The organism is Paenibacillus terricola (genome assembly GCF_014779765.1).
GTDB lineage: Bacteria > Bacillota > Bacilli > Paenibacillales > Paenibacillaceae > Paenibacillus_T > Paenibacillus_T terricola.
Genome location: NZ_JACXZA010000010.1, coordinates 15,468 through 40,706, shown reverse-complemented (window position 1 = coordinate 40,706; position 25,239 = coordinate 15,468). Strand labels below are relative to the sequence as shown.

The 25,239-nt window shown below is 52.0% G+C and carries 25 protein-coding genes and 1 riboswitch; of the genes, 16 read left to right on the top strand and 9 right to left on the bottom strand.

Annotated features, from left to right (window positions below):
* The first annotated feature begins 170 nt into the window (after window positions 1-170).
* A complete protein-coding gene (locus H8B09_RS28005) occupies window positions 171-1,346 on the top strand; it encodes a fused response regulator/phosphatase (protein WP_191206966.1) in 1,176 nt (391 codons plus the stop codon).
* A 117-nt stretch (window positions 1,347-1,463) separates the two neighbouring features.
* Here the strand turns inward: H8B09_RS28005 and H8B09_RS28000 are convergent, their stop codons facing one another.
* The 4 genes from H8B09_RS28000 to H8B09_RS27985 form a co-directional block, all read right to left on the bottom strand.
* Window positions 1,464-2,774, bottom strand: a complete 1,311-nt coding sequence (locus H8B09_RS28000; RefSeq protein ID WP_191206886.1) for a CorA family divalent cation transporter — start codon at window positions 2,772-2,774, stop codon at window positions 1,464-1,466.
* Window positions 2,775-2,916: 142 nt separating this feature from the next.
* On the bottom strand, window positions 2,917-3,690 hold the full coding sequence (locus H8B09_RS27995) for a sigma-70 family RNA polymerase sigma factor (protein ID WP_191206965.1): 774 nt from the start codon (window positions 3,688-3,690) through the stop codon (window positions 2,917-2,919).
* Window positions 3,687-4,166, bottom strand: a complete 480-nt coding sequence (rsbW, locus tag H8B09_RS27990; RefSeq protein ID WP_191206885.1) for an anti-sigma B factor RsbW — start codon at window positions 4,164-4,166, stop codon at window positions 3,687-3,689. Before rsbW ends, H8B09_RS27995 begins: the two co-directional genes overlap by 4 nt.
* Before the next feature lie 17 nt (window positions 4,167-4,183).
* Window positions 4,184-4,519 (bottom strand): STAS domain-containing protein, encoded by a 336-nt coding sequence (locus H8B09_RS27985; protein WP_191206884.1) that lies wholly within the window; start codon window positions 4,517-4,519, stop codon window positions 4,184-4,186.
* A gap of 312 nt (window positions 4,520-4,831) precedes the next feature.
* Between H8B09_RS27985 and H8B09_RS27980 the strand changes: the two genes are divergently transcribed.
* Window positions 4,832-5,392, top strand: coding sequence for a hypothetical protein (locus H8B09_RS27980; RefSeq protein ID WP_191206883.1), 561 nt, complete (start codon window positions 4,832-4,834; stop codon window positions 5,390-5,392).
* A 56-nt stretch (window positions 5,393-5,448) separates the two neighbouring features.
* On the opposite strand, the gene H8B09_RS27975 is transcribed toward H8B09_RS27980, so the two are convergent.
* The gene (locus H8B09_RS27975) at window positions 5,449-6,690 is read right to left on the bottom strand and encodes an NAD(P)/FAD-dependent oxidoreductase (protein ID WP_191206882.1); all 1,242 of its coding nucleotides are present in this window, start codon (window positions 6,688-6,690) and stop codon (window positions 5,449-5,451) included.
* Between the two features lie 175 nt (window positions 6,691-6,865).
* Here H8B09_RS27975 and H8B09_RS27970 point away from each other — a divergent pair, with 175 nt between their 5' ends.
* Window positions 6,866-7,924, top strand: a complete 1,059-nt coding sequence (locus H8B09_RS27970; RefSeq protein ID WP_191206881.1) for an asparaginase — start codon at window positions 6,866-6,868, stop codon at window positions 7,922-7,924.
* Window positions 7,925-7,944: 20 nt separating this feature from the next.
* On the opposite strand, the gene H8B09_RS27965 is transcribed toward H8B09_RS27970, so the two are convergent.
* Window positions 7,945-8,799: an AraC family transcriptional regulator gene (locus H8B09_RS27965; protein ID WP_191206880.1), complete on the bottom strand. Its 855-nt coding sequence runs from the start codon at window positions 8,797-8,799 to the stop codon at window positions 7,945-7,947.
* A gap of 250 nt (window positions 8,800-9,049) precedes the next feature.
* Between H8B09_RS27965 and H8B09_RS27960 the strand changes: the two genes are divergently transcribed.
* The 4 genes from H8B09_RS27960 to H8B09_RS27945 all read left to right on the top strand — a co-directional run bounded on the left by H8B09_RS27960 (window position 9,050) and on the right by H8B09_RS27945 (window position 13,631).
* On the top strand, window positions 9,050-10,222 hold the full coding sequence (locus H8B09_RS27960) for a galactokinase (protein ID WP_191206879.1): 1,173 nt from the start codon (window positions 9,050-9,052) through the stop codon (window positions 10,220-10,222).
* Window positions 10,223-10,274: 52 nt separating this feature from the next.
* Window positions 10,275-11,264: a UDP-glucose 4-epimerase GalE gene (galE, locus tag H8B09_RS27955; RefSeq protein WP_191206878.1), complete on the top strand. Its 990-nt coding sequence runs from the start codon at window positions 10,275-10,277 to the stop codon at window positions 11,262-11,264.
* Window positions 11,265-11,303: 39 nt separating this feature from the next.
* Window positions 11,304-12,890 carry a UDP-glucose--hexose-1-phosphate uridylyltransferase gene (locus H8B09_RS27950; protein WP_191206877.1) on the top strand — a complete coding sequence of 529 codons (1,587 nt, stop codon included), beginning with the start codon at window positions 11,304-11,306 and terminating at the stop codon, window positions 12,888-12,890.
* A 276-nt stretch (window positions 12,891-13,166) separates the two neighbouring features.
* The gene (locus H8B09_RS27945) at window positions 13,167-13,631 is read left to right on the top strand and encodes a hypothetical protein (protein WP_191206876.1); all 465 of its coding nucleotides are present in this window, start codon (window positions 13,167-13,169) and stop codon (window positions 13,629-13,631) included.
* A gap of 137 nt (window positions 13,632-13,768) precedes the next feature.
* On the opposite strand, the gene H8B09_RS27940 is transcribed toward H8B09_RS27945, so the two are convergent.
* Window positions 13,769-13,993 carry a DUF1128 domain-containing protein gene (locus tag H8B09_RS27940; RefSeq protein ID WP_191206875.1) on the bottom strand — a complete coding sequence of 75 codons (225 nt, stop codon included), beginning with the start codon at window positions 13,991-13,993 and terminating at the stop codon, window positions 13,769-13,771.
* A 209-nt stretch (window positions 13,994-14,202) separates the two neighbouring features.
* On the opposite strand from H8B09_RS27940, the gene yyaC reads away from it, so the two are divergent.
* The 8 genes from yyaC (at window position 14,203) to H8B09_RS31135 (ending at window position 23,336) form a co-directional block, all read left to right on the top strand.
* On the top strand, window positions 14,203-14,754 hold the full coding sequence (yyaC, locus tag H8B09_RS27935; protein WP_191206874.1) for a spore protease YyaC: 552 nt from the start codon (window positions 14,203-14,205) through the stop codon (window positions 14,752-14,754).
* Window positions 14,755-14,790: 36 nt separating this feature from the next.
* Window positions 14,791-15,612, top strand: coding sequence for an alpha/beta fold hydrolase (locus tag H8B09_RS27930; protein WP_191206873.1), 822 nt, complete (start codon window positions 14,791-14,793; stop codon window positions 15,610-15,612).
* Between the two features lie 13 nt (window positions 15,613-15,625).
* Window positions 15,626-16,333 carry a DUF6483 family protein gene (locus H8B09_RS27925; protein ID WP_191206872.1) on the top strand — a complete coding sequence of 236 codons (708 nt, stop codon included), beginning with the start codon at window positions 15,626-15,628 and terminating at the stop codon, window positions 16,331-16,333.
* A 45-nt stretch (window positions 16,334-16,378) separates the two neighbouring features.
* Window positions 16,379-17,551, top strand: coding sequence for a class I SAM-dependent methyltransferase (locus tag H8B09_RS27920; protein ID WP_191206964.1), 1,173 nt, complete (start codon window positions 16,379-16,381; stop codon window positions 17,549-17,551).
* On the top strand, window positions 17,551-19,320 hold the full coding sequence (locus tag H8B09_RS27915) for a histidine kinase N-terminal 7TM domain-containing diguanylate cyclase (RefSeq protein WP_191206871.1): 1,770 nt from the start codon (window positions 17,551-17,553) through the stop codon (window positions 19,318-19,320). The genes H8B09_RS27920 and H8B09_RS27915 overlap by 1 nt, the downstream gene beginning before the upstream one ends.
* Before the next feature lie 125 nt (window positions 19,321-19,445).
* Window positions 19,446-20,528, top strand: coding sequence for an HD-GYP domain-containing protein (locus H8B09_RS27910; RefSeq protein WP_191206870.1), 1,083 nt, complete (start codon window positions 19,446-19,448; stop codon window positions 20,526-20,528).
* A gap of 43 nt (window positions 20,529-20,571) precedes the next feature.
* Window positions 20,572-20,663: riboswitch (cyclic di-GMP riboswitch) on the top strand.
* Between the two features lie 155 nt (window positions 20,664-20,818).
* Window positions 20,819-21,637 (top strand): PilZ domain-containing protein, encoded by an 819-nt coding sequence (locus H8B09_RS27905; protein ID WP_191206869.1) that lies wholly within the window; start codon window positions 20,819-20,821, stop codon window positions 21,635-21,637.
* A 97-nt stretch (window positions 21,638-21,734) separates the two neighbouring features.
* On the top strand, window positions 21,735-23,336 hold the full coding sequence (locus H8B09_RS31135) for an O-antigen ligase family protein (RefSeq protein WP_191206868.1): 1,602 nt from the start codon (window positions 21,735-21,737) through the stop codon (window positions 23,334-23,336).
* 179 nt (window positions 23,337-23,515) lie between these two features.
* On the opposite strand, the gene H8B09_RS27895 is transcribed toward H8B09_RS31135, so the two are convergent.
* Both H8B09_RS27895 and H8B09_RS27890 read right to left on the bottom strand, forming a co-directional pair.
* The gene (locus tag H8B09_RS27895) at window positions 23,516-23,827 is read right to left on the bottom strand and encodes a dehydrogenase (RefSeq protein WP_191206867.1); all 312 of its coding nucleotides are present in this window, start codon (window positions 23,825-23,827) and stop codon (window positions 23,516-23,518) included.
* Window positions 23,828-23,906: 79 nt separating this feature from the next.
* Window positions 23,907-24,362: a cupredoxin domain-containing protein gene (locus tag H8B09_RS27890; protein ID WP_191206866.1), complete on the bottom strand. Its 456-nt coding sequence runs from the start codon at window positions 24,360-24,362 to the stop codon at window positions 23,907-23,909.
* 156 nt (window positions 24,363-24,518) lie between these two features.
* Between H8B09_RS27890 and uptA the strand changes: the two genes are divergently transcribed.
* On the top strand, window positions 24,519-25,133 hold the full coding sequence (gene uptA / locus H8B09_RS27885; RefSeq protein WP_191206963.1) for an undecaprenyl phosphate transporter UptA: 615 nt from the start codon (window positions 24,519-24,521) through the stop codon (window positions 25,131-25,133).
* Window positions 25,134-25,239: the final 106 nt, after the last annotated feature.

Sequence of the window (25,239 nt, the reverse complement as noted above, 5' to 3'; positions counted from 1 at the left end):
TTTGTGTTATCGTCGTGCGGCTGCTTTGCCTTATCCAGCATCCATGCAGCGCTTCTTATTGATTCGTTTGCTGTAGGGGCGGGTATTAATAACATAACAATGCGGACTTGCGTAAGAAGAAACGAGGGTATGCGATGCAAGGTCAAGAACGGAGCAACGGCAGACTGAATATGCGGGTCGTCCTAGTCGACGATAACGCAATGAATGTAACCGTCGTGCAAGAAATGCTGAAGCGGGCAGGGTATCGTAATTTAAGCTCCTGCTCCTCGGCTGTTGAATTATATAAGCTGCTTGGTGTAAGCGAAGATGGAACGGATCTTAAGCCAGCTTATGAAGAGCCGGATGTGGATCTTATCCTGCTCGATATGATGATGCCTCGAATCGATGGCATCACGGCATGCCGAACGATTCTGGGCTTGGAGCGGCTCAAGGATATTCCGATCATTATGGTAACGGCCATCGGCGATTCGAAGAAGCTCGCCGAAGCGCTCGATGCGGGCGCTTCGGATTACGTGACGAAGCCGATCAATCGGGTCGAATTGATGGCGAGGATTCGTTCAGCGCTTCGACTTAAGCAGCAGAAGAACTGGCATCGGGAACGGGATCGGAGGCTGCGGGATGAGCTGCGCCTTGCACGAGAGGTACAATACGCGGTATTGCCGCAGCGACTGGAGAATGAGCAGATCGTCATTGATGCGATCTATCGTCCGTCGGAGGAGTTGTCTGGCGACCTGTATGCATGGCATAGGATCGATGAGAACCGATATGCAGTAGCCGTAATCGATGCGATGGGCCATGGGATTTCATCGTCGCTGGTCTGTATGTTTATCGCGTCCGTGCTGAAGGAAGTAATGAGCAAGCTGTTCGATCCTGAGGATGTTGTGCGTGAGCTCAACCGTCGGGCGATGCAGCTGCATTTCTCCGACCAGCTTATTCAGTATTACTTCACTGGCATCTATATGGTGATCGACATGGAGCGCGGCGTTGCGGAATATGTGAATGCCGGACATCCTCCAGGCTTGCTGCTGAGGTCGAGTTCCGGTGAGGTGGAGCCTTTTACAGGGGGCAGTCCAGCCATCGGGCTGTTCGAAGGGATAACCGTTAACAAGCAGTCACTCCGACTTGCGCCAGGCGATCGGATCGTCATTGTAACAGATGGTTTACTTGACCGGACGGACGATGCTGAAGAAGATCCGATCGAAAGACTTGGTATGAAGTTAACGAGCGGCGGTCTGGAAGATTACAATCGATTCCCTGATGATTGGCGAGAAGCGCTATTCGGTGAACCGATTGATGGCCGTGGACGTTCGGACGACCAGTGTTTGCTGTGGATTGCTTTGAAATAATGGATAAGATGCGCTAGTGTCGCTCTCTTTAAGTGGGGGCCTACAAATAAAGCCTCCTGTTCACCGAACGACAAGTCGGCGATACAGGAGGCTTGTTTATTTCATCAATATATGGAATCATTGACGGCTGCGCGGTTTGTCGACGGCGTTGGGATCCGCAAGATTCATCATGGTGAGCGATGCAGCACGACGATCAGTTGCTGCTTCATTGCTTGTCTTCTTGCCCCCATTGCGGCGGCTTCGCGATCGCGATCGCGACAACCCGTCAGTTGAGGCTGGACTGTTCTCCGCTAGCTTATGCCCTGCATCTGCAGCTGTAACTGGGGAAGGAGGGTTTGGCCTGCGGCCAATCCAATGAGCCCGCCACAGGAGCAGCCAAATGACTGCGGTTATGATCAGGTCGATCACACACATGGCAGGGAAGCTCCATCTCTTATCCATATAAGGAAGGCTGCGAATATTCATGCCCCACAATGCGCCAACGACGATCGTTGGAATAAGCAGGAGAACGACGTTAGCCAGTACTTTCAGCGTATCATTGCCGCGCTGCGTCGATGCAGCCTCACCCATGGCGATGAGCGTGTCGAGCTCTCTTGCATACGCCTGAATAAGCGTATCGATACGCTCCAGCTTATGCTGAAGGCGGGTGTACGCCTCGCTATTGATAACAGTACCGGCCGCAAACGCTTCTTTCAATGCGTTATGAAGCTCATTCACGGGTATGAACAACCGCTGCCAATGGAGCAGGTCGTAACGGCAATCAAACAATAGATTCATCCGTTCGATCTGTTGATCGCGACTTCGCAAAGTTTGCTCCTGTTCCATTAGCTTCTTCTCGAAGCTGTCCAGACCATGATGCAGCTGTTCAAGTACGACGCTCATCAAGGTCGCAAGTGCCTCGCCGCCATTCTTGCACTGCTGCAGCTGAATATTCCAAGGGGGCTGCTGTGTTCGAATCGACAACCGCCAATCCTCGTGAATGGTCGTAAGTTGATGGGCCGTCACCCAATAACGCAGCGGTTGAATATCTTTGTTATCGTCGGACAGCTGCACGAGCAGTGTTCCATATAGGAGCGGTTCACCATCTTCAAGCCGATGAACAACAATATGATTCGCGCTTCGCTCGAAGCAGTCGTCCAGCCATGCCGAGCATTCTGGCATGCGCTGCTTCATGGCAAGCAGTCTTTCTTGTGCCTGTTCATGCCGCAGCTGTTCGCGTTTATGGGCTAGGTCAGTTGGAGTTCCGCCCTCCAGGGGCTTGTCTATAGTCGTCCGTTTGGCTCGTGACGGCATCGATGGTAGTAGTTCAAGCTGCGATTGCACGTCGTCCCGAGCGTCGGTCGATTGCTGGTGCAGGTCTTCCGCGAACGGCTGCCGAAGCTGCAGCCACTCCCAGCCGGCTGGGAATCGAAACGTTCGTTCGTTCATACAATGCCTCCTGTTAGAATCGATACCGGTAGAGGTTTTCTCATTTCTCCATCATAACCCGAATGAGTGGAAGTGTTCAACGTAAATCACGAGAACAGCGCACCGATCATGCCGCTAATGCGTCATTCGTCGGTGCGCTGATTCATAGATCGGGATTATTGGATTCGGTTAAGCTTCTCCGGAGCTTCTCGATGGCACGGCGTTGAATACGCGAAATGCTCATCTGGGAGACGCCTAACTGCTCGGCAATGAGACGTTGAGGCACGCCATCCTCGAATACGAGCTTGAGCACTTGTCGTTCCTCCGGTTTCAGTGCGGACATCGCTGCTTCGATGTCCAGCTTCTTATCGATATGCTCATACTCGTCAAGCTGCGAGTGGAGGAGCTCGCCAAGCGTCGTTGTGCTGTCTTCTTCGCTAATTGGCGTATCGAGCGAAACGTAATGATATAGATCGCGTCCGCCAAGAATTTCGAGCGTCTCTTCGACCGTCAGCTCCATGTGAGCGGCGATCTCTTCGACCTTAGGCGAGCGTTCCAGCCGAACGGTCAGCTCATCGATCGTCTGCTGAACGGAGATCCCTTTTTCTTTAATACGACGGGGCACTTGGATATACCAAGATTTATCCCTAAGATAGTTCTTCATATGACCGATGATGCTCTTCATTGCATAAGGTTCGAACTGCACGCCAATCGCTGGGTCGTACTGCCGATACAGCCGCAGAAGCGACATCTGGCCAACCTGAATGAGATCTTCATACAAGTCTGGACGGTTCCGCGCAATCTTGCTTGCAGCCATTCGAACGATGGGCGCGTGATATTCAATTAATATCGTTGCAGCTTCATTGGTCGGATTCCTCTGGTACTCCGCAATCCGCGCGGCGCTATCATGAAGCTGCCGGGACGGAGGGAAGGTCATGCCCATTCCCCGCTTTTGGTCAAACGTTTGGTCATCATGACCTGCGTACCTGAGCCGCTCGACACTTCCACCTGATCCATCAAAGCCTGCATAAGGTAGAGTCCAAGTCCGCCAGCCTCCAGCTCGTGGACTGCCTTGCCATGCAGCGATTCGGCACTGCGCGCCACTGCTGCCGCATCGAAGCTGCTGCCGTCATCCTTCACGACAATGGATAAAGCATCGGCTTGTTTGATGAATCGGATCTCAACGCGAGGCTGCTCTTCAGGCGCTGAGAACGTTGTGCCTTCAGGCATGTCGCCGTAGGCATGGAGCACCGCATTGTTGCATGCCTCAGACAACGCAACCTTCATATCTTCAATCTCCTCGAAGGAGAAGCCCATTTTGCTTGCGACCCCATATAAGGTTAGACGAGCAAGATCGACGTATTCTGCTGCCGCTGGAACGAAGATCGTAATGATATCATCCTTCATAAGCATTGCATCATGATCTCCTTTCAGTACGATGATGGCGATGAGCCGGACAGGAATGGTGAAATGCCGGTCATATCGAATAGTTTGCGTATATTCGGCGGAATTGCCTCAACAAGGAAAGGTGCGTTCTTCGCATGACGTGCCCGCACAACGGACACAAGAATGCCGATCCCCGTACTATCGATATAGCGCAGATCGCGCAAATTGAGCACGAGCTCTCGGTCGCTTAGTTCCACAAGCGTAGACATAGCGGCGCGCATCTGGGATGCGGTCTCAAGGTCGAGCTCGCCATTCAGATATACGGTACAGCGCCCTTCCTGATTCTCTGTTCTTAGATAAAATTTATCGGGTGATTTCATAACCGATACCCCACTTCAATGGAATGCACAACGTTTATCTTTGTATTACCAATAAGAATTTATAAGATTTCAAGCCTAAAGAAAAGAACTAATTCTTATTGGCGAGATGAAATATAGTCTTACATGTGGATAAAATCTGCTTCTAAGCGCGGTCGCTCGTCCATGAATGACCGATAGAGGCATTCACATCTATTAAATAACCATAACCGCAAATAACGAGATGTGAAACAGGGCATAATGTAACCGATTTATCCCATCTCATGGATTCACGGCAGCCCACGGTTTTCCCGTGAACGGCAAGGAGGTTTCGATATGGCAAGCAAAATCGGCATTTTCGCATCGGAACGGAATGCGACTACCGCTGTGCAGCAGCTGCTGCAGGCAGGGTTTACGACTGGCGAGCTTAGAGTTATCGCCAAGGATGGCTATCACTCCCGCACGCTTGAGGCGGAGTGCGGAATGCACGTGGATGAGCTGCGAGATATCGTTGACGAAACCGGCAATCACTCCGATGGCTACTCGAATGGCGATTTCCGCCAATCGTCTCTCATCGGCACGTCTGTTGCTGCTGCAGGCGTCGCTTTTGGCAGTATCAACTATACCGGAGGCATGCCTTATGCGGCAGCCGCTTATCTGGCCGGGGTTCGCACGGATGGCAATGAATCAACCTACGACCGCATCTTGTCCTCGCTGGGCGTTGAAGATGAGAAGCTTGATGTGGTTCGCACGGAGGTTCAGAATGGCTCCATAGCGGTGATGGCATCAACCACAGAAAGCAAGACGCTCCTGGAAGTGGATGGAGGTCCGGAATTGTCGGTGTTAAGCAATGCTGAAGCGATTTACCGAGCGACGGGTGCGACACAAGTCGTGTAGAGCATAACGATTATATCAGCCGGTCATCCTGTAGCAGGAAGGCCGGCTGCAGTTGTTTATATCGAAAGAATGGATGGGCGATCTAGACGCACAATATCCGCAATTGGCGAAGAGCGACCTTGAATGAGCTCGTACAGCAGTTGACAGCCAATTAGACTATAGACCGTACCATTGCCGCCATAACCGAGGCAGTAGTATACATTACTGCGCACGGGATCACGTCCGATGAAAGGAAGGCCATCGCACGATTCGCCGAACGTAGCGCTCCATTCGTACTCGATTGGCGCTGTTAAAGTCGGAAACATTTGCATTAAACGGTCATGCAGTTTGTCGTTTCGTTTGTTTCGTGCGATTGCGCCCTCGATTGGCTCTGATGGATCTTCATCCAATCCGCCGATGATTATACGATTATCCTGTGTCGTCCGCATGTACAAATAAGGCCGGGCGGTTTCCCAGATCATCATCCTTTCATGCCAGACGACCAGCGGAGCATCTTGAGGCACGGTCACGATAACGAAGCTTCGATTCAGATCGGACTTAATCAGCTTGCTGCGCAATTCCTCCGGCTCATAACCTATAGCGAATATGACATGTTTGGCTGCAATGGTCCCACCATCGGAAGTGGTAAGCAGGTGCCCATCATCATTCGTGTGTTGTGCGACCACGTCGGTATGTTCATAAATGGTGAGGCCTTGCCGAACAGCATCCTCAGCAAGCTCGGTAATGAACACAAACGGATTAAGCTCCGCATCGCCATGCATTACAATTGCAGCAGGCTTCGTGAATGGGAAATGGGCTCGAATTTGCTGCGAAGACCACCATTCTACATCGAAACCGTGTTTGTGAAGAATTTCGTATTCTCTTCTCAGCTTGGGCACTTCCTGCTCTGAGCTGGCCAAGTAAAGACTGGAGCGCTGTTTGAAGCCTCCTCTTTGCGGAAGACGTTCGGTTAAGGCGTCTAATTGCTTAACGGCATCTTTACACGCTTTGTAAAAGAGGACCGCACGATGCTCTCCAATCTGATCAGCCAGGTCGGTCAGCATGATGTCATTCGAGAACTGGATTAGCCCCGTATTGGCTGAAGAACTGCCGCCGGCAATCGTTTCCCGCTCTAAGACAACAGTCCGCAAACCTTGGCTGGCAAAAGCATGGCCATTCGATATGCCTGACATGCCGCCTCCGATAATCGCGACGTCGCATTGAACCGACCGCTCTCCGAGCATGTCATAGGATGGGGCGGGCCTCGTTGTTGTGGTCGGCCAGTACATAGAACCTGCGTGCAATTGTTTCCTCGTCATCCAACAATCACTCCCGTTCTTACTATGTCCAATTCTAGTTATCCAATGCTCCATCATGGATCGATGTCCTTGCATCGACAAGAGCCGAATATAATCGATAGCAGGACGGGAACATTACTGAGCGATAAGCACAAAACGGCAGTGTGATGGAGCTGTTCGAGAGGGGATGCAGCGGATGGGTACGAATGCAGAACGAGTGGAGACCGGCGGTATTCCGCTGGCTGTGACGATAAGGGGCGCAGAGACCGAGAATGTGCATCATGGTCATATTGCTGTTGTGAATGCAGAGGGAACACTCGCCGCATGGGCGGGGGAAGCGGAAGTTCCGACTTTTATGCGGTCGACAGCAAAGCCTGTTCAAGTGCTGCCTATTATTAGCGCAGGCGTTATGGATATCCAAGGGCTGCCGGAAGCGGCGATCGCGATGATGACAGCTTCCCATCGAGGAGAACCTGTACATGTTCAGATGCTGGAGCTGATGCTGCGCGAATTAGGGGTGAAAGAAGAGCAGCTTGTCTTTGATGAGGGTCTTCCTCTCGATACAGAAGCTCGTGATGCGTACATCCAAGCGGGCGGCAAGCCCCGCAAGTTGTTCCACAACTGTGCCGGCAAACATATTGGACTGGTTGCTGCTTGCAGGTTGGAGGAATGGCCATTGGACACTTATGTCGAGCTTAACCATCCGATCCAGCAATCGATCCGCCATTGGATCGCAGAATTGACGGGGCTTGCTGCTGCAGAATTGACGGGTGGGTTCGATGGTTGCGGATTGCCGGTGTACACCATTCCGTTAAGCAGACTTGCGCTGCTCTATGCAAGACTGGCGGCCCCGCCTGTCAGTCTTGGAGAGGATGTACGGACGATGCTCGACCGCATTACAAGCGCAATGAATGCACGTCCTGATCTCGTGGAAGGAACGGGAAGGCTGGCGAGCCTGCTGCTTCGCAATAACAACTGCGTTGCCAAGAGCGGTGCCCAAGGCGTATTTGCGCTGGGATTGAGGAAGGAAGGGCTCGGCATCATTGTCAAAATGTCGGACGGCAGCGAGTCGGCCTGGCCCGTCATTCTATCCGATTCCTTACAGCAGCTTGCAAGCGCTGGCCTGCTGAGCCTTAGTGCAGCCGATCAGCTAAGTCAGCAGATCGGCGAATCGTTCCCGTCTTCCATGTACAATGATGCAGGCCGGTTGATCGGAAGACGGGAGTCCATCGTTAAGCTGCAATACGCTCAATAAGCGCAGTCGGGGCATTCCGCTCATTGAAGAATGTCGCGGCGATAAGAAGAGGGCGACTGCTCGTAGATCCGTTTGAATTGCTTGGAGAAATAGAGGGCATCGGGAATGCCTACGGATGCGGCGATCTGCTCAACCGTAAGCTCAGGGCGTTCCCGTAGTAGCAGACGGGCCTTATCGATACGAAGCCGGAGCAGGAAAGTGACGGGTGTCATGCCTGTTGCACGCTTGAACACTCGGGACAGATAAGCGCGGTTATAGCCAAGCGTTTCCGCCATTTGCTCGATGGAGACCGGCATGGCGAATTGGGCTGACAAGTAGTGCGTAACTTGGCGGACAAGCGTCTCGCCGCCATTCTCGCTGCGTTCCACACTGCCCTCTAGTCCAGCCGCCTTACTGCCATACATGCTGAATAGAAGCTGCAGGTAGCCTGCAGCTTCCACAGCGGCCATAACCCCGCCTTCCCGCAGCGACTGATAGACGTGCCGGTACAATACACGGGTCCGCCGGTCTGCCTCTTGCCGAAGCACCCGATTCGATCCGCGGAAACCGCATGACTCCAGCAGCTTGTCCGTCTCTTTCCCCTCGAAAGCAATCCACCGATACATCCAAGGTTCAGAGTCGCTCGAAGTATACCGGATCAACTGCTCCGGCTCGATTAGAAACGTATCCCCTGCCTTAAGCTCGTAGGGCGTCTCATCGACCGTGAAGGTACCGCTTCCCGATAAGATATAGTGCATGAGGTAATAATCGTAAACCTTCGGCCCAACCTTGTGACCTGGCTTCGTCTGGCTTTCGCCGGCGAACAATACGTTCAGCCCATGGAAACGTTCGGAAGAGTGGTTAGAGGCAACGGTATACGTATACGGATGCTTCATCGTTCGCATCTCCCTATTACATAAAGTGCATGTTCATAAATTTACCATAATATTAAAGTCACATCTTATAGTGTATTAAACGCTAAGTTATCCTTATTGTGCAATAGGATAGCGAATCATGCAAGGAATGAAGTCACATAAATCCATGTGAAAAGCACTTCACGCCATTTTCGATCATTCGCTGATTCCGTTATACTGGATACAGATAACAGCAATTCATTTCGATAAGATAAGGAATGTGATCGCTACAATGGCTAACCTACAACAACTGAAACAGCAATTCATTACGCTTTTCGGCGGGTCCGAAGATACAATCCGAGTTTTCCATGCACCAGGACGCGTGAACCTGATCGGCGAGCATACCGACTATAATGGCGGTTATGTGTTCCCGGCAGCGCTGACGTTCGGTACAACGCTGCTGCTTCGTCCGCGTACAGACAACAAGCTGGCATTCGCATCGACGAACTTCGAGCTGCGCGGTGAAGTATCGCTTGGAAGCATCGTCTACGACAAGAAGGATGACTGGATGAACTATCCGAAGGGTATCGTTCATGAGCTTCAGCAGCGCGGCGTTGTATTCAGCAGCGGCTTCGACCTGCTCTATCATGGCGAGATACCGAACGGAGCTGGCTTGTCCTCCTCAGCATCGATTGAGGTTGTGACGGCGTTCGCGCTATTGAGCGTAGCAGGCCAGCCGATCGACACGGTTGAAATTGCGAAGCTGGCACAACGCTCGGAGAATGAGTTCAACGGTGTCAAATGCGGCATCATGGACCAATTCGCTGTTGCGAACGGACAGAAGGATCACGCGATTCTGCTTATGTGCGACACGCTCGAATATGATCTGATTCCGTTCCAATCGGACGCTTACAAGCTTGTCATCGGCAACACGAACAAACGCCGCGGTCTGGCGGACTCGAAGTATAACGAGCGCCGCGGTCAATGCGAGCAGGCGGTAGCGGATTTGCAGCAGGCGCATCCATCGCTTACGCTGCTTGGCCAGCTGAGCCTGGAGCAGTTCGAAGCAAGCGAGCATTTGATTCAAGATGAGACGGTTCGCCGCCGCGCGCGTCACGTCGTAGAAGAAATCGATCGCGTTCTCCGTTCGATTGAAGTGCTGAAGGCGAATGATCTGGCAGCGTTCGGTCGCTTGATGAATGGTTCGCATGACTCGCTGCGCGACCTGTATGAAGTAACTGGCGCTGAGTTGGATGCAATGGTTGAAGCCGCGCGCAGCGTTGAAGGCGTGCTGGGCTCGCGGATGACAGGCGCAGGCTTCGGCGGCTGCACGGTATCGCTTGTTCATGAAGATGCGATTGAGCGCTTCAAGGAAGAAGTGGGCCGCAAGTATAACGAAGCGACAGGCCTTACGGCCGACTTCTACGTTTGCAGCATCGGCAACGGCGTAGAAGAGCTTGTATAAGCTTTCAGATAATCTATTTTGAACTACCTCTAAAATAAGGGAGAGATTCGGTATGGCAGTATTAGTAACGGGTGGCGCAGGCTACATTGGCTCGCATACAGTAGCCGCATTGCTGGAGCGCGGAGAAGAAATCGTCATTGTTGACAATCTGCAGCAGGGACATCGTGAAGCGGTGCTTGGCGGCAAGCTGTACGAAGGCGACCTTCGTGATGAAGCATTCCTCGATCAAGTGTTCAAAGAGAATTCGATCGACGCGGTTATCCACTTCGCAGCGAACTCGCTCGTCGGCGAGAGCATGACGAATCCGGGCAAATACTATCACAACAACGTGTATGGCACATTGTGCCTGCTCGAAGCAATGAACAAGAACGGCGTGAAGCGCATCGTCTTCTCGTCGACGGCTGCAACATATGGCGAACCGGAGCGCGTTCCAATCGATGAGCATGACCGCACGGTGCCAACGAATGCATACGGCGAGACGAAGCTGGCGATGGAGAAAATGATGAAATGGTTCGACACCGCTCACGGCATCCATTATGTGTCGCTTCGCTACTTCAATGCAGCTGGCGCACACGCTAGCGGGAAGATTGGCGAGGACCACAGCCCGGAGACGCACCTGATTCCAATCGTGCTGCAAGCTGCGCTTGGTCAACGTCCGCACATCTCGGTATTCGGCGACGACTACCCAACAGAGGATGGTACGTGCATCCGCGACTACATTCATGTCAGCGATCTAGCTGATGCGCATGTGCTTGCAGTTGACCGTCTCCGCCGCGGCGAAGACAGCGCGGTCTACAATCTTGGCAACGGTCAAGGCTTCTCCGTGAAGCAAGTTATCGATATTGCGCGCAATGTGACGGAGCGGGAAATTCCAGTCGTCATGGAAGCTCGCCGCGCAGGCGACCCTGCCGTTCTGATCGCTTCGTCCGACCGTGCCCGCAAGGAGCTCGGCTGGCAGCCGAAGCGCGACAAACTTGATGACATCATCCGCAGCGCTTGGCAGTGGCATTCGGCGAATCCGAACGGCTACGGCAAGAACTAATAGTGCGTGTTCGGCCTCTAAATAGAAGGAGTGACAGCTATGACAGAACAACTACATGCTGCAATTGATGCTGATCAGGCATCCATGCTGATCGAACGGCTTGTCCGCTTCGGTCTGCAGCGTGAAATGATTGATCCGCTTGATGAATCATATACCCGCAACGCCTTGCTTGAATTGTTCCAATTCACAGCTCCGTATGAAGGAAAGCTGCCGGAAGAAGAGTTGGATAGTCCGATAACGCTGCTTGAGCCGCTGCTTGACTTCGCAGCAGAGACAGGGCTCATTCCGGACGACACCCTCACGCAGCGTGATCTGCTGGATGCCCGCATCATGGGCATGCTGATGGGGCGCCCGTCGGAAGTGGTTGCTTCATTCCGCGCAACGGCGGAGCGTGAAGGGGTTGAAGCGGCGACAAACCGCTTCTATCAGCTGAATATCGATTCGAACTATATTCAAATGAACCGCATTCGGAAGAACCAGTACTGGCGCCACGAGACGACATTCGGCAAGTTGGAGATTACAATCAATCTGTCCAAGCCGGAGAAAGATCCGAAGGAGATTGCGCTTCTTAAGACGCTCCCGCCAAGTCGCTACCCGAAATGTCTGCTGTGCGAGACGAACGTCGGTTACGCAGGCAGAGCCGATCACCCCGCGCGTCAGAACCTTCGCGTACTGCCGCTGGATCTTCGCGGGGAACGCTGGTACTTCCAATATTCGCCGTATGTGTATTACAACGAGCACAGTATTGTGCTCAAAGGCGAGCATTCGCCGATGCGTATCTCGCATGAGACGTTCGGCCGTCTGCTGAACTTCATCGATGCTATGCCGCATTACTTCATCGGCTCGAATGCCGATCTGCCGATCGTTGGCGGTTCGATTCTTCACCACGATCATTTCCAGGCGGGCAGACATACGTTCCCGATGGAAGAAGCGCCGGTTGAAGCGTCGTTCGTCGATCCTTCGGCAGCGAATGTTCGCTTCGGAATCGTACGGTGGCCAATGTCGGTTATACGCGTCAATGGCAGCAGCAGCGCAGCTGTGATGACGGCAGCGAATCGAATTCTGGATGCATGGCGCGAATACTCCGATGCAGACGCGGATGTGCTTGCATACAGCGAAGGCGCGGACGGCAGCCGTATTCCGCATAACACGATTACACCGATTGCACGGTTGAACAACGGCGAATACGAACTGGATCTCGTGCTCCGCAACAACCGGACAAGCGAAGAGCATCCGGATGGCATTTTCCATCCGCACCGCGAACTTCATCACGTGAAGAAAGAGAACATCGGCTTGATCGAAGTTATGGGTCTGGCTGTTCTTCCTGGCCGTTTGAAGTCGGAGCTTGAAGCAATTGCAGCTTACTTAACTGGCGAGAAGGTATGGAGTGAATCGGATGCAGACGCGGATGCGTTCTCACTGCGCTCGCATGCGTCTTGGATTCGCGAACTGCTCGAACGTTACGGCAATACTCTTAGCACGGAGCAGGCTGCTGCTGTATTGCAGCAGGAGACGGGCGACAAGTTCCTTGCTGTTCTGAAGGATGCCGGCGTCTATAAAACAACAGAGGAAGGCCGCTCGGCATTCCGCCGTTTCATGGCGTCGCTCTCCCTGCGCGAACAATAATTGTAGTTCATTCAAATAATTTAAGATTAATGAAATATAATATATACAATAAATCGCTCTTGTTCGTCATGAAGTGGCAAACAGGAGCGGTTTTTCTATGTATATTGCACTAATTCGCGCGAACGATGTCTGAAATTATTCGTTTTGCACTATTGGCCTTTAGATAATATTTATGGTATTATTTTATAGAAAATAATACTAAATGATTTTTATATGATGTTTGGTCATTTTGTAACTTATTTTTTCAAGCCGAAATAGCGATTGGAGGAGTAACTGATGTCTAGCGCAATTTTTCCACTAGAAGAATTCATGAAGTTGAATACAGAGGAACAAATCGAGCATTTGAAGCGTTGGAAGATGGACTACACACTGAAGGACATTCGTGATGCTTGGGGCTTCAAGCATTCCGCACAATATTATATGCTGCTGAAGAAGCTGCGTATCTATGAGCGCGTTGTGAACAAGTCCGACAAATTTTTCCCGGGAGAGGCAGTCGCTCCAGCAATGTATGGCGGAGATCGTTTCGCGGCACAAGCTGGCTACGGCGCTTCGAGACAGCCTGGTGATCACTTCTCCTATCACCTGAACGTAACGCTGAGCGGTAACGAACTGGCAGAGAAGCTGGAGCGTGCGGCGCAGTTCTTGAAGGGTGAGAGCAAGCAGGTTTCGGTCAAACTGTCGATTGAGACGGTTGCGCCAACTGCGACACCAGAACCAGAAGCAAGCGAGAATGAGCAATAAATGATACAGAAGACCGAGGCTTCGTCACGAGCCTCGGTCTTATTTTCGTTACGGTATGTTTTTGTTGCTATTTGTAGAATAATGTTCATCCATGCTATAAAATGTAATTAATAATTTAAATATTTAAACTTATTGACTTATTGGTTCCGAAGCTTGCCCAGTTCGGAAACCAACGCCTCAACTTCCGAGATGCTAAAGTTTGGTTTGGAAGCAATGACCTCATATATATCCTTAATGTCCTCGTAGCGTTTGAGATCGAAGTGGCTTGGCTGCATTGCGGCAGCGGTTGCCATCTTCAGCTTGGATTTAATCTCATCGATCATAAACGCCATATTGCTAATTGTTGGCTCATTTAAGTTCATGTTAGGATCCCTCTCTATTCCATCGTTTGCTGTATTGTACCATGTCTTATCGTTCGTGTTCAAAAAGTTAGATTGGTTCATCGCCAAATTGCACCGCTTATCCCCGATAAGCTTCGATAAAGGCGTAATGGGGCTTGCCGTTCATTGCTGATCCTTATGAAATCAAGTATCATGGATGAGGAATGTAGGAAAGGATCGGAAGCGTTATTATGGGAATTCGCAGCAAAAATCGGCAGCCACAGCCTGCTGCCAAACGGGTGTCCATAACCGTTGATGCCAGCGGTATTAAGACGCTGTTAAGAACGGCTGCTGCGGCTCATCGGTTGGGCCGGGAAGTAGCGTTCGTCTGCATAGGTACGGACTGCTCTACGGGTGATGCATTCGGTCCGTTAGTTGGCACTGCCCTGCGGTCGAGGGGCTGGAACAATGTTAATGGAACAATGGAACAGCCGCTTGATGCGAAGCGGATTGCACATGAAGGAATCCATCAGCCAGCAGAGGCCATCGTCATTGCCATTGATGCATGCTTGGGCAAACCCGAATCCATCGGTATGTTCGCCGTTGCAGAAGGCCCGCTGAAGCCTGGTGAAGGCATCGGATTGAATTTGGCTCCCGTTGGAGACTATTCCATTGCAGGCGTTGTAAATCGACAAGGACCTAGACCGTATCAAACCTTACAAGCAACATCGCTTCATCTTGTGATGCAAATGGCGGAGTCGGCAGCTGCTGCGATTGATATAGCGCTGCGTGGACATCCTTAATACGATATACGATATGTAAGTCTAGGAGGAGTTATCATGAACAAACATTCGCTAGCAGATCGTTCTGTTGTTGTACATAATGGCGAACTGACAATCACATATGTCGATACGATGCCTGAAGGTGGCGCGAAGGTAAACGTTGTCTTGCTGCATGGGTACTGCGGCAGTTCGGCCTACTGGGAGCAGATCGTACCCCAGCTGTCGAAGGAAGGCGCGCGAGTAATCGTGCCGGATACAAGAGGTCATGGCAAGTCTTCTGCGCCTGTATCATCTGTTTATACGATGGAGGCGTTGGCGCAAGATGTACTAGCGCTTGCCGACGCACTTCAGCTGGAACAGATCGCATTGCTTGGGCATTCAATGGGCGGTTATACCGCACTTGCCTTTGCAGAGCAATATCCAAGTCGTCTTCGTGCATTCGGACTCATTCATTCGACCGGACTGCCAGATAGTGAAGCGGCACGCGAGAATAGAGATCGCACGGTTCAGAAAATCGAGGAGCAGGGAATTCGGACGTTTGTAGAAGGGCTTGTACCGAACTTGTTCGCACCGAATGCATCCGCTGAGTTGGTTACGCGAGCGATTGATATCGGATATGACACATCCGCGCAAGGCGGGCAAGCATCAGCGTTGGGCATGAAGGATCGTCCAGATCGCCGCAGCGTGCTGGAGACGTCGACTCAACCACTGCTGCTTGTAGCTGGGGCGAATGATGGCATTATCCCGGTGGAGCGTACATTCACGACGAATAGAGCAGGCACTAGCCAAGTATTGCTCGAGTCAGCCGGACATATGGGGATGCTCGAAGCGCCAGAGGAGCTTACCGCGGGTATACTTCAATTCTTAGCAACCATCTAGGAGGAGACGGCACATGCTTCAGCGTGACTATATGATGCGTATGATCGAAAGTATGACCGATACGCTTGGCCAAATGATGGGGCTGCGTAAGCAGCAGAAGCAAGAAGAGGCGCTTGCGTTGTCCGGCGACTTACTGGAGAAGCTGCTGCGGATGAAGCCGGAGCTTGCCCGGAAGCTGTCGGCTGGAGATCTAATCAGTATGTTGAGCCAGCGGGGGACTGCTGACCCTGAAGACTTGCGTGCGCTTGGTACTTTAATGTCAGCAGAAGCGGATACATTCGAAGAGTTGGGGCGCGATGCTGAAGCCACTGCGCTAAGAGGGAAGGCTCTTCATATGCTGCTAGCGGCAGAGGTAGAAGAAGAGGCGCATGCAAGCGTACTTGCTAATGAGCTTGGTTTATCCGCCGAGGCAGTGCATGAAGAGTCTGGCGAACAAGCTTCACTGGTTAAGTCGGATGAAGCGGCATTGTTGATGGAGCGGTTGGGCAATGCTAGATTGCCCCGCAGCACTGGGCTGTTAGCGGCGACTTCCTGTGAGCGAAGAGGATGGTATGACAAGGCGGAGAATTACTTATATGCCATGTATGAGGACGGCGTGGGCAAAGAAAGCGATCTGAAAGCTTTCTATAACCGGTTATTGTTATTGAATGACGATCAGCTGAAGACGGGCGGACTGCCTCGCGAGGAACTGCTGCTCGGCTTAGAAGAGCTTGATCGATGAAGGAGTGAATGTAATAGCTTTATGGAACAATGGCGGTTAGATTTGATGCGTTGGGTGGATGAAGGATTGGTGCTGCAAGCGACGCTCAGTCAACTTCGCCGCAAAGATGGAGACGCACCTGCTCGTACGACAATCCGTCCTGTACAATTAAAGGATGGGTTGCACTATCAGTTTGAATTTCATTATCCGAACAAAGCGAAGCATGAGAATGTGCCTGCGGCGCAAGCAGGTGAACGTGTCGCCCAGTGGCTGGAGGAGCATTACCGACAGGCGCTGTTTAAGACGAAGGAAGCTGACTATCAAATTCTGTTCAGCAAGAAAGGCAAGGCAGCGGTGCTGAAGAAGCCTGCTACTAGCCAAGCCGCCGAAACGGCAGACCATAATCGGAAGAAAAACCGTGTGCTGGCAGACAACGCACCCGCACCGTTCTTAATAGAGCTTGGCATTATGACAGCCGAAGGCAAAGTGAAAGACAGCAAGATGGATAAGTATCGTCAGATTAACCGTTTCCTTGAGATGGTAACTGACGTGCTGCCGCATCTGCCGACGGATCGGCCGGTTAAGGTCATCGATTTCGGCTGCGGCAAATCGTATCTGACATTTGCGCTGTATCACTTGTTAGTCATCGAGAAGGGCTATCAGCTCCAAGTGGTCGGTCTAGATTTGAAAGCGGATGTCATTGCGTTCTGTCAGTCTCTTGCGGACAAGCTTGGTTACGAAGGCCTCAAGTTCAAAGTCGGCGATATTGCCGAATACAAGGAGTCAGCCTCTGCCGATATGGTCGTGACGCTCCATGCGTGTGATACGGCAACGGATGCGGCACTGGCGAAGGCGGTTGGTTGGGGAGCTCAAGTCATTCTATCGGTCCCTTGCTGCCAGCATGAGCTGTTCCGTCAAATACAGAACGATAATTTGAAACCGCTGCTCTCGCATGGCCTGCTTAAGGAACGGTTCGCAGCGCTGGCAACGGACGCCGCTCGCGGCGCGCTGTTGGAGTCGGTTGGTTATAAAGTGCAGATGCTCGAGTTCATTGATCCCGAGCATACGCCCAAGAATCTGCTTATTCGGGCAGTTGCAGCAGAAGTGCCAGAATCAGTCAAGCGTCGCAAGTGGGACGAGTATGTTCAATATCGCAATATGCTGTCTATTGATCCCTATTTGGAGAAGGCGCTGGGTGAAGAGAGGCGTCCTCGGCCGGTAATCGAAGGTGAAAAGTGATGATTGGCGTTTGGGTTGAATTTGCCAACTATTTGATCCTGCTTGTTCTCTTTGTACTCGTATTCGTGCGGGGGTCCTTCACGACGCTGCATCGAATTTATTTGCTGTTCCATATGTTCATGCTGAATTGGCCGCTTGGTCAGACGGTGCTCTATATGGCGGAGGCGCCGGACTACCGGATGTACATTATGAAAATCATGTACGTCTGCTTGGCGGTATTAGGTTACGGTTGGTTTGTATTCGCGATTTTCCTGACAGGGCGATCCTACGTATACAACAAGCTAAGGCTGCTCGTCTCTGCCATCCCGTCTATATTAACCGCGAGTATAGTCATGATTAATCCTTCTCATTGGTTCATCAGAGAGACAGGAACGCGGTTGACAGAGGCGAAGTATGGTCCGTTGTTCTGGGTGCTTGTAGCGGTACTGTGTGCTTATATGGCGCGTGCGATTGTACTCATGCGTGGAGCCATTCACAACGGTGGCTGTGTGGAACAGCTCCGGAAGCAGGTGCAGATGGCACTGCGCGGACTTATTTTATTTTTGCTATTCGGCATCATTGATATTTTCGTTAATGTTATATTTGAATCGAAGGGACATGTAGTTCCGGGCCTAATGTCGCTTGGCATGACATTAAGCGGACTTTACTTTGTCATTGCGATCCAACGCAATCGCTTGTTCGATCTTGTGCAGTTTGCGCAGCAGGACGTATTCAATTCCATGTCTTCCGGAATCGTTGTTGTCAACGAACAGGGTAATGTTGCCGATATAAATCGTGTCATGCGTCCGGTTATGCCATTCCGCGTCGGAGACAAATTCGATATTCGAGTTATGCTCAGTACGATGAGAGCCGTGTCGGACCAATCCGAACTGTTCATCGAATGGCACGAGGCGAATTCGCCAGAACGTCTGGAGATGGAGGTGCTCGTTCCCTCATTTACAACGGCTAAACGTCATGTTGTCGTTGTATCCGCACCAATCAAAGCTAATAACGAAGAGACGGCAGGACGTATTATTACGATTCAGGACGTTACGGATTATCGGCTGCTTATGGAAGAGACGCGCAGGCAGAACGAGACGCTTCAACAGCAGAATCAAGAATTGCTGAAGATGCAGGAAGAACTGTCCGCAGCTAATCGCAAGCTGGAGATGATGGCGGTTACAGATAGTCTGACGGGCTGCTTCAATCGCCGCTATCTGCTGAACAGGCTGGAGAATGAGCTTCCTACGATGGCTATGTACGGTAAACCGGTTGCTGTGCTGTTGTTTGACATTGATTTGTTCAAATCGGTCAACGATACATATGGCCATCTGGCAGGGGATATGATCCTTGTCCAAACAGCGGAGACGATCCGCGCGATGTTGGGACCAAACGATGTGCTGGCAAGGTATGGCGGAGAAGAGTTTACGGTGTATATGCCTGGAGCTGGCATGAAGAAGGCAACGGAAGCTGCAGAACGGATTCGCAGAGCGGTCGAGAATAGCGAAGTGCTGTGGAATGAAGATATCGTTCAGTGGAATCAAGTGTCTGAATCGGAAGCGGCAGCCGGAAGCGAGTTTGTATCTGAACCATTCGATGCTTGTGTCAAGAAGTTGTCGGTGACGATCAGCATGGGAGTTGTAGCAGACGAGACGCTGCAGCCGGCGAATGCAATCGAATCAGCCGCCTATTTGCGGCAGTTGTTTGCGAGAGCGGATGAAGCGCTTTATATCGCGAAGAACGCAGGCCGCAATCAAGTGGTTAGCCGTCTGTTCCATCATCCAATCTGATTGATTGAGTATGAAGAAAAATCGATCAACATGTGCACAATGTGCACGTAGTCATTAGGCAGATGGTCATGGTACAATAGAAGGGTATTCCATATTTATTGGCATGAAGAAGGCGGGAACCTAGTATGAAGAAGGTAAACATTCATCAGATTAAGCCTGGGGACAAGCTGGCTAAGCCGATCCTGCAGGACAATGGGAATGTTCTCCTCGGCGTGGGCGTTGAACTGAACGAGCGGTTTATTGACAGACTTCGCAAGCTTGGCATCGACGTGCTGTTCGTTGAGGACGCTTTTACCGATGACCTTGAGCCGCCTGAGGCAATCTCGGAGAAGACACGTCAAAAAGCAGTAAATGCTATCTATCAGACGATGGCCAATTTGAAAGATCAGAATTTCATGAAGGGCAAAGCGGTTGCTCCAGAGATGGGACGTCAGCTGCGTCAGGTATTCGGAGAAATTCTTAATGACGTTATGGTGCGCGGCGACGTCATGGTGAATCTGACGAATATCCATACGACTGATGCTTACTTGTTCCAGCATTCCGTGAACGTTGCGGTATTGTCCGGTATCATCGGCATTGCCAAAGGCTACAATCGGATGCAGTTGGAGGAGTTAGGCATTGGCGCGCTATTGTTCGATATCGGGATGACGAAAGTGCCTTCGCAGCTGATTAACAAGCAAGAGGCACTTACAGACGCAGAACGGGCAGTCGTCGCGAAGCATACAACGGATGGCTTCGACATTCTCCGTAAGCAGCACGATATATCCCTGTTGTCTGCGCACTGTGCGCTGCAGCACCACGAGCGATTCGACGGGTCGGGATATCCGAGAGGTCTAAAGGGTGACGAGATTCATCTACACGCTCAGATTGTCGGTTTAGCGGACATGTATGACGCGCTTACATCGCCAAGGCCGCACCGCAAGCGGTATACCCCGTCGGAAGCGATTGAGTTAATATTCGCAGCCGGCAACACCTATTTTGATTTCGAACTGGTCAAGCTGTTCTGTAAGCATATTTCTGTATACCCCGTAGCAACGTCCGTTCTTCTTAATACAGGACAGATCGCAGTTGTATCGGCGAATAATTCACTTGCCGTTCATCGGCCGATTGTGCGCGTTGTCGAGGAAGCAGACGGATCCAGACCGGCGAGTCCATACGAGATCGATCTGAAGAACGAAGTCAGCATCCTTATCGTTAAAGAATTGTAACCTTACACCTAGATAGAGCACACTAATTGAATAAGCGGATATCGAACGATAATAGCAAACTTGTCGAAAGACAAGGACGCAAAGCCATAGGGCCTGACGATTGCAGAAGCAGCGTTTGGCAGCCTGGTTACCGAATTCGCTCCCTGCGTGATTAATTTGGAGCGGCTTCTGTTGAATGCGGCTTTTTTTGTTTGCTTTTTAACGAGGATGTCAAGTTTGGCTTTATCATTGGTCACTCAAGAACGTAAATAGAATCTTGTGCAGTCCATCATTAAAGGGGGTTCAGGTTAATGTCGATAAGGAGCGGGCAAGAGCTTCGCAAGAAGGATAAAGAGATGATTGCACCGAAGGCGCTTGTCCATAGCAGAACGATTGTTGAAAAACAGGACTATGTCACAACAGGCATCTCCACTTATGTGGAAGGAGAACTGCTAGGCATTGATCTGAATGAATACAAGCGGTTCGAGCTAGGAGATTCCGTGCAGCTTACTATTTATTCTCCTGTGGGTATTCACCGCCTCCAATCCACGATTATTGGCAAGGATGAGGGTTCGATTGCGGTTATTTTTCCGCCGAGGGCGTTTCAATTTGTCGAGAAGCGGGAAAGTCCAAGGGTTGAAGTGACCGCTGTCGGCAAGCTTCGGATTCCGGATGAGGAATCACCGAGAACGGAACGGAAACTGGAGCAACTAATTGCGCCATCGAATGCTGGATTGATGTCGGACGAGCTGCTTGCCGAACTGGATGAGCTGCTTCATGCAGCAGGGGTTGAGCATGATGATTGGGAAGGAACGCCGATCCGCGTATGTAATGTAAGCAACTCAGGCATCGGTTTTCTGGTTGAACAACCGACAGTGCCGCTGATGACGGGGGAAAGTGTCGAAGCGGAGCTTCGAATTGAAGGACAGCGAGTCATTCGGTGCATGCTTTCAATCGTTCGTTCAGAGAATACATCGGAGGGACGATATTATGGCGCTCGTTTCGAAGAGATGGCGGAGCTGGAGAAGCGTGCTCTTCGCGCATACATTCTTCGCGAGCAGGTCGGCGTGTTCTACAAGAATCGCAGAAAACAATTGAGTCGCAACAAAGCGAACCGCTCAGACAACTGAGCGGTTTTTTTCGTTTTATCCCTGACTAAGGCGGCAATACTGCTTATCAGAAGTAGTAGTATATAGACATTTGCTGCTTAGGGAGTGGGGGTAAAGGGTGCAGGAGCCGAAACAGAAGTGGATACAGCGGGAAAACCGACATAACGATTATGGCTTTGATAGCTTGCTCGATAGAAAAGGCCCGTTTATGAAGGGGATGGCTGCTGGTACAGTGGCTGCTGCAGCCGGAGCTGCGATTGTACAGGCTGGATTATATGAGGATGGAGCAGCATCTCTATTCTCGCTTGCAGCGGTAGTTAGCGCGGCATGTGCATCGTTTCTTCATACATGGCGTTCGAATAAACGAGGACTGTCCTTATCTGATCGGGTTTGGTGTAAGGGGAGTAATAATCGTCTGGCCGAGATTATGCTTCTATGTTTGTTCGGGTTATCAATCTCGAGTCTAGGACAGTTGTTGCTCCAGGGACAGCTGCCCTATTCCGCTGCCTCTGCACAGATGAGTATTCGCTGGCTCGGAGCTGCCGGGGTTGTGCTGCTGCTGTTTCAAAGGCGCTGGCGATCTGCACCGCAGTCTTTTGCAAGTGACCATGGGGACACGCTTTCAGCTTCTGTGACACTTAGTGGCCTGTTTATCACAATGGGTGTGTTAATAGGACCCGTCTCGGTCTTAGGTTGGTTCGGTGAATTGCCATCCCAACTCTTGAGAGGGTTCTTGCTTATGGATTCCGATATAAGAATCGCAAGTATCGGAACAAGGCTGTCGGGTTTCTTGCAGTATCCGAACGCTCAAGGCGCCTTCGCCGCTGCTTTGCTGCTGCTGCTGCTCGCGATAGGGACAACGCGTATGACGCATCGGCTTATGCTGTTTGCGGGAGCCTGTCTGCCTTCGCCGCTGCTGCTCGCGCTGTTGCTGTCAGAGTCGCGCGGCGCCGCACTTGCTTGCGCCGCTGGCGCAGCCGCGGGCTGCCTGCTGCTGCGCGGCCGCAGGCTGGCGCTCTGGCTGGCCAGCGCAGGCTGGGCCAGCGTATGCGGCGCGCTAGCCTGCCGCATCGCGCTGGCGCCGGCGCCCGCCAGCGGCGCCTTGCGCGCGGCTGCGCTGCTCGGCTGCTTCGCAGCCGGCGCCATGGGCCTTGCAGCCCTGCGAAGCAGGCTGCTCGCCCCAGGCGCAGCGCGGCAGGGCCGCGCGCTTGCTGCGAGCGCTGCGCTGCTCGCAGGCGGCCTCGCCGCGCTGGCTGCGCTGCCGCCGCAGCAGCTTTACGCGCGGCTCGGCGCGCATTACGAGACGGCGGCTTCGCGCGCGTCTCTATACCAAGAGGCGCTTCGCCTATGGCGGGAAGCGCCCCTAATGGGCCGCGGCGGTGACACCTGGCGGCATCTCGCAGGCCAGCGATTTGGCATTAACGAGGTGCACAGCGGGTACCTCGACATTGCGCTCAATGGCGGCCTGCTTGATTTATCGCTCTTGCTGCTGCTATTCGGCGCATTGCTTACCGCAGTCTGGCGTGCAGGCGAGTATCGCATTCTGCTGGCGCCTATGCTCGTCATGCTGCTGCACGCAGCGATTGATTTCGATATGAGCTACGGCTGCTGGTGGCTGCTGTTGTTTGCGATTGCCGCATACGGAGTGGATGCCCATGAACGAGCGAACTCGACTTACGAGTTATTATCCCTCGAACACGTGCCGGACCGCTTCACATAGCAGCTCATGTTCAAACTGACGCACACTCGGTGTTCGCATTTCCGGTTCTACAGCTCGGTTGTTATCCTCCGAACACGTGCCAGATCGCCTCACATAGCAGCTCGTGTTCAAACTGACGCACACCCGTGTTCAAACTGACGCACACCCGTGTTCGGATTTCCGGTCCTACAACTCGGCTCTTATCCCCCGAACGCGTGCCGGAACGCTTCGCATAGCGCCGCGCGGTCGACTTCCCACAGCTCGGCGATTTCGGCGCTGACGTTCTCGTCCCACCAATCCGACAATACTTTGCGATTGCTCTGGTTCTCGTGAATCCAAGGCAGATTAAGCGCTACCTTCTTGAAGTAGAGCTTCTCGGCTTCCTCCACCTTCTCCTTCGGAATCCATTTGTTCATCCGCTTGGCGGTGCGATACAGCTCGTTGCTGCAAGCTCTTTTGATTTTGCGAGCGGTCGGGTACCCGGAAGCATGCTTCTCGTTCGTGGGCCTCATACGACAACCGCCTCCTCTCTACGGCTATCGTATGCACCGATTTCACAGGCGGACACTAGCCTTAAGCGAGCCTCCAACCTCACTGCACGTGAATATACCCGACCATCGGCCCGTCGCTGCGCATATCCGCATGGGTCAGACACTTAAGTTCATACGTACCCGCTTGCTCAGCTGTGAAGCGGACGACGGTCGTTTCGCCCTTCTTCACTTCGCCCTTCACGCCGAGTCCTTCGATGACGAACGGATGCGTGTCGCCGCTGATGCCGATAATGCGCAGCTCTACAGGCACACCTTTCTTAACAACGATCGAGCCTGGATTGAAGATGTACGCTTCGAGCATCTTGCCATTACGATCCGTCGTCTCGAACTCGCCTGTTACGAGCGTAAACACCTGCACCCCATCGGTTGGCGCAGCCGCAGCAGGCTCAACCCTCGTCAAGTGTACCCGCCATAGCACGGCTACCAACAACGTCATGACGAGAAAGGCGCCGGCGATCTGCAAATTTCTTTTTTTCACTACGAGAAATTTAGTCATGCAACTTCTCCTCCGCTTATACGTATCTATTCGAGGCTAGTCTATGCGCAGGCCTGTCTGAACATGCCCCTTCCGGCACTTGGAGTTGGTATGCGGGTATGCTAGAATACGAAGCAAAGATAAGACATGCCTATGGGAGAGGCGGAAGGAGAAACCATGCACGTATTGTCAGATGTAGTGGCAACGATGCTCGAGTGGATGAAAGATCTCGGCTACTTCGGCATTTTGTTCGGCTTAATGGTAGAGGTCATTCCGAGTGAGGTCGTGCTTGCCTATGCGGGTTACCTGGTGTACGACGGGAGAATATCGTTCTTAGGAGCCGTGCTCTTCGGTACGTTAGGCGCCGTCCTGCAGAACTGGATTTTGTACGCGATCGGTCGCTACGGCGGTCGTCCATTCCTTGAGAAGTACGGAAAGTTTCTGAAGATTAAGAAGAAGCATCTCGACATTGCAGAAGGCTGGTTTAATAAATACGGCAAAGGCATCGTCTTCACAGCGCGGTTCGTTCCGGTTATGCGCCAGGTCATCTCCGTTCCTGCAGGTATGGCGCGCATGCCGTTCGGCATATTCACGCTGCTGACAGCGTTGGCCTCGTTGCCGTGGTCGATTCTGTTCGTCTATTTGGGACGCTCCCTCGGCGACAATTGGGACACGATCGAAGAGGAAGCGGGCAAGTATATTCATGAGGGCATTCTGATCGCGCTTGGTCTCCTCATTGTGTATGTTGTGTTCAAAATTGTACGTTCGCGCAATAACAAGAAATCATCTTAATACATCTGTTCTAAGAAGCGGACATGGACCGGCCCTTGGGCTGAGAGCATGTTCGTTTCTTTGCCTGTATCTGCCTAAATCTGCTACAATAACTGAAAACCGATCT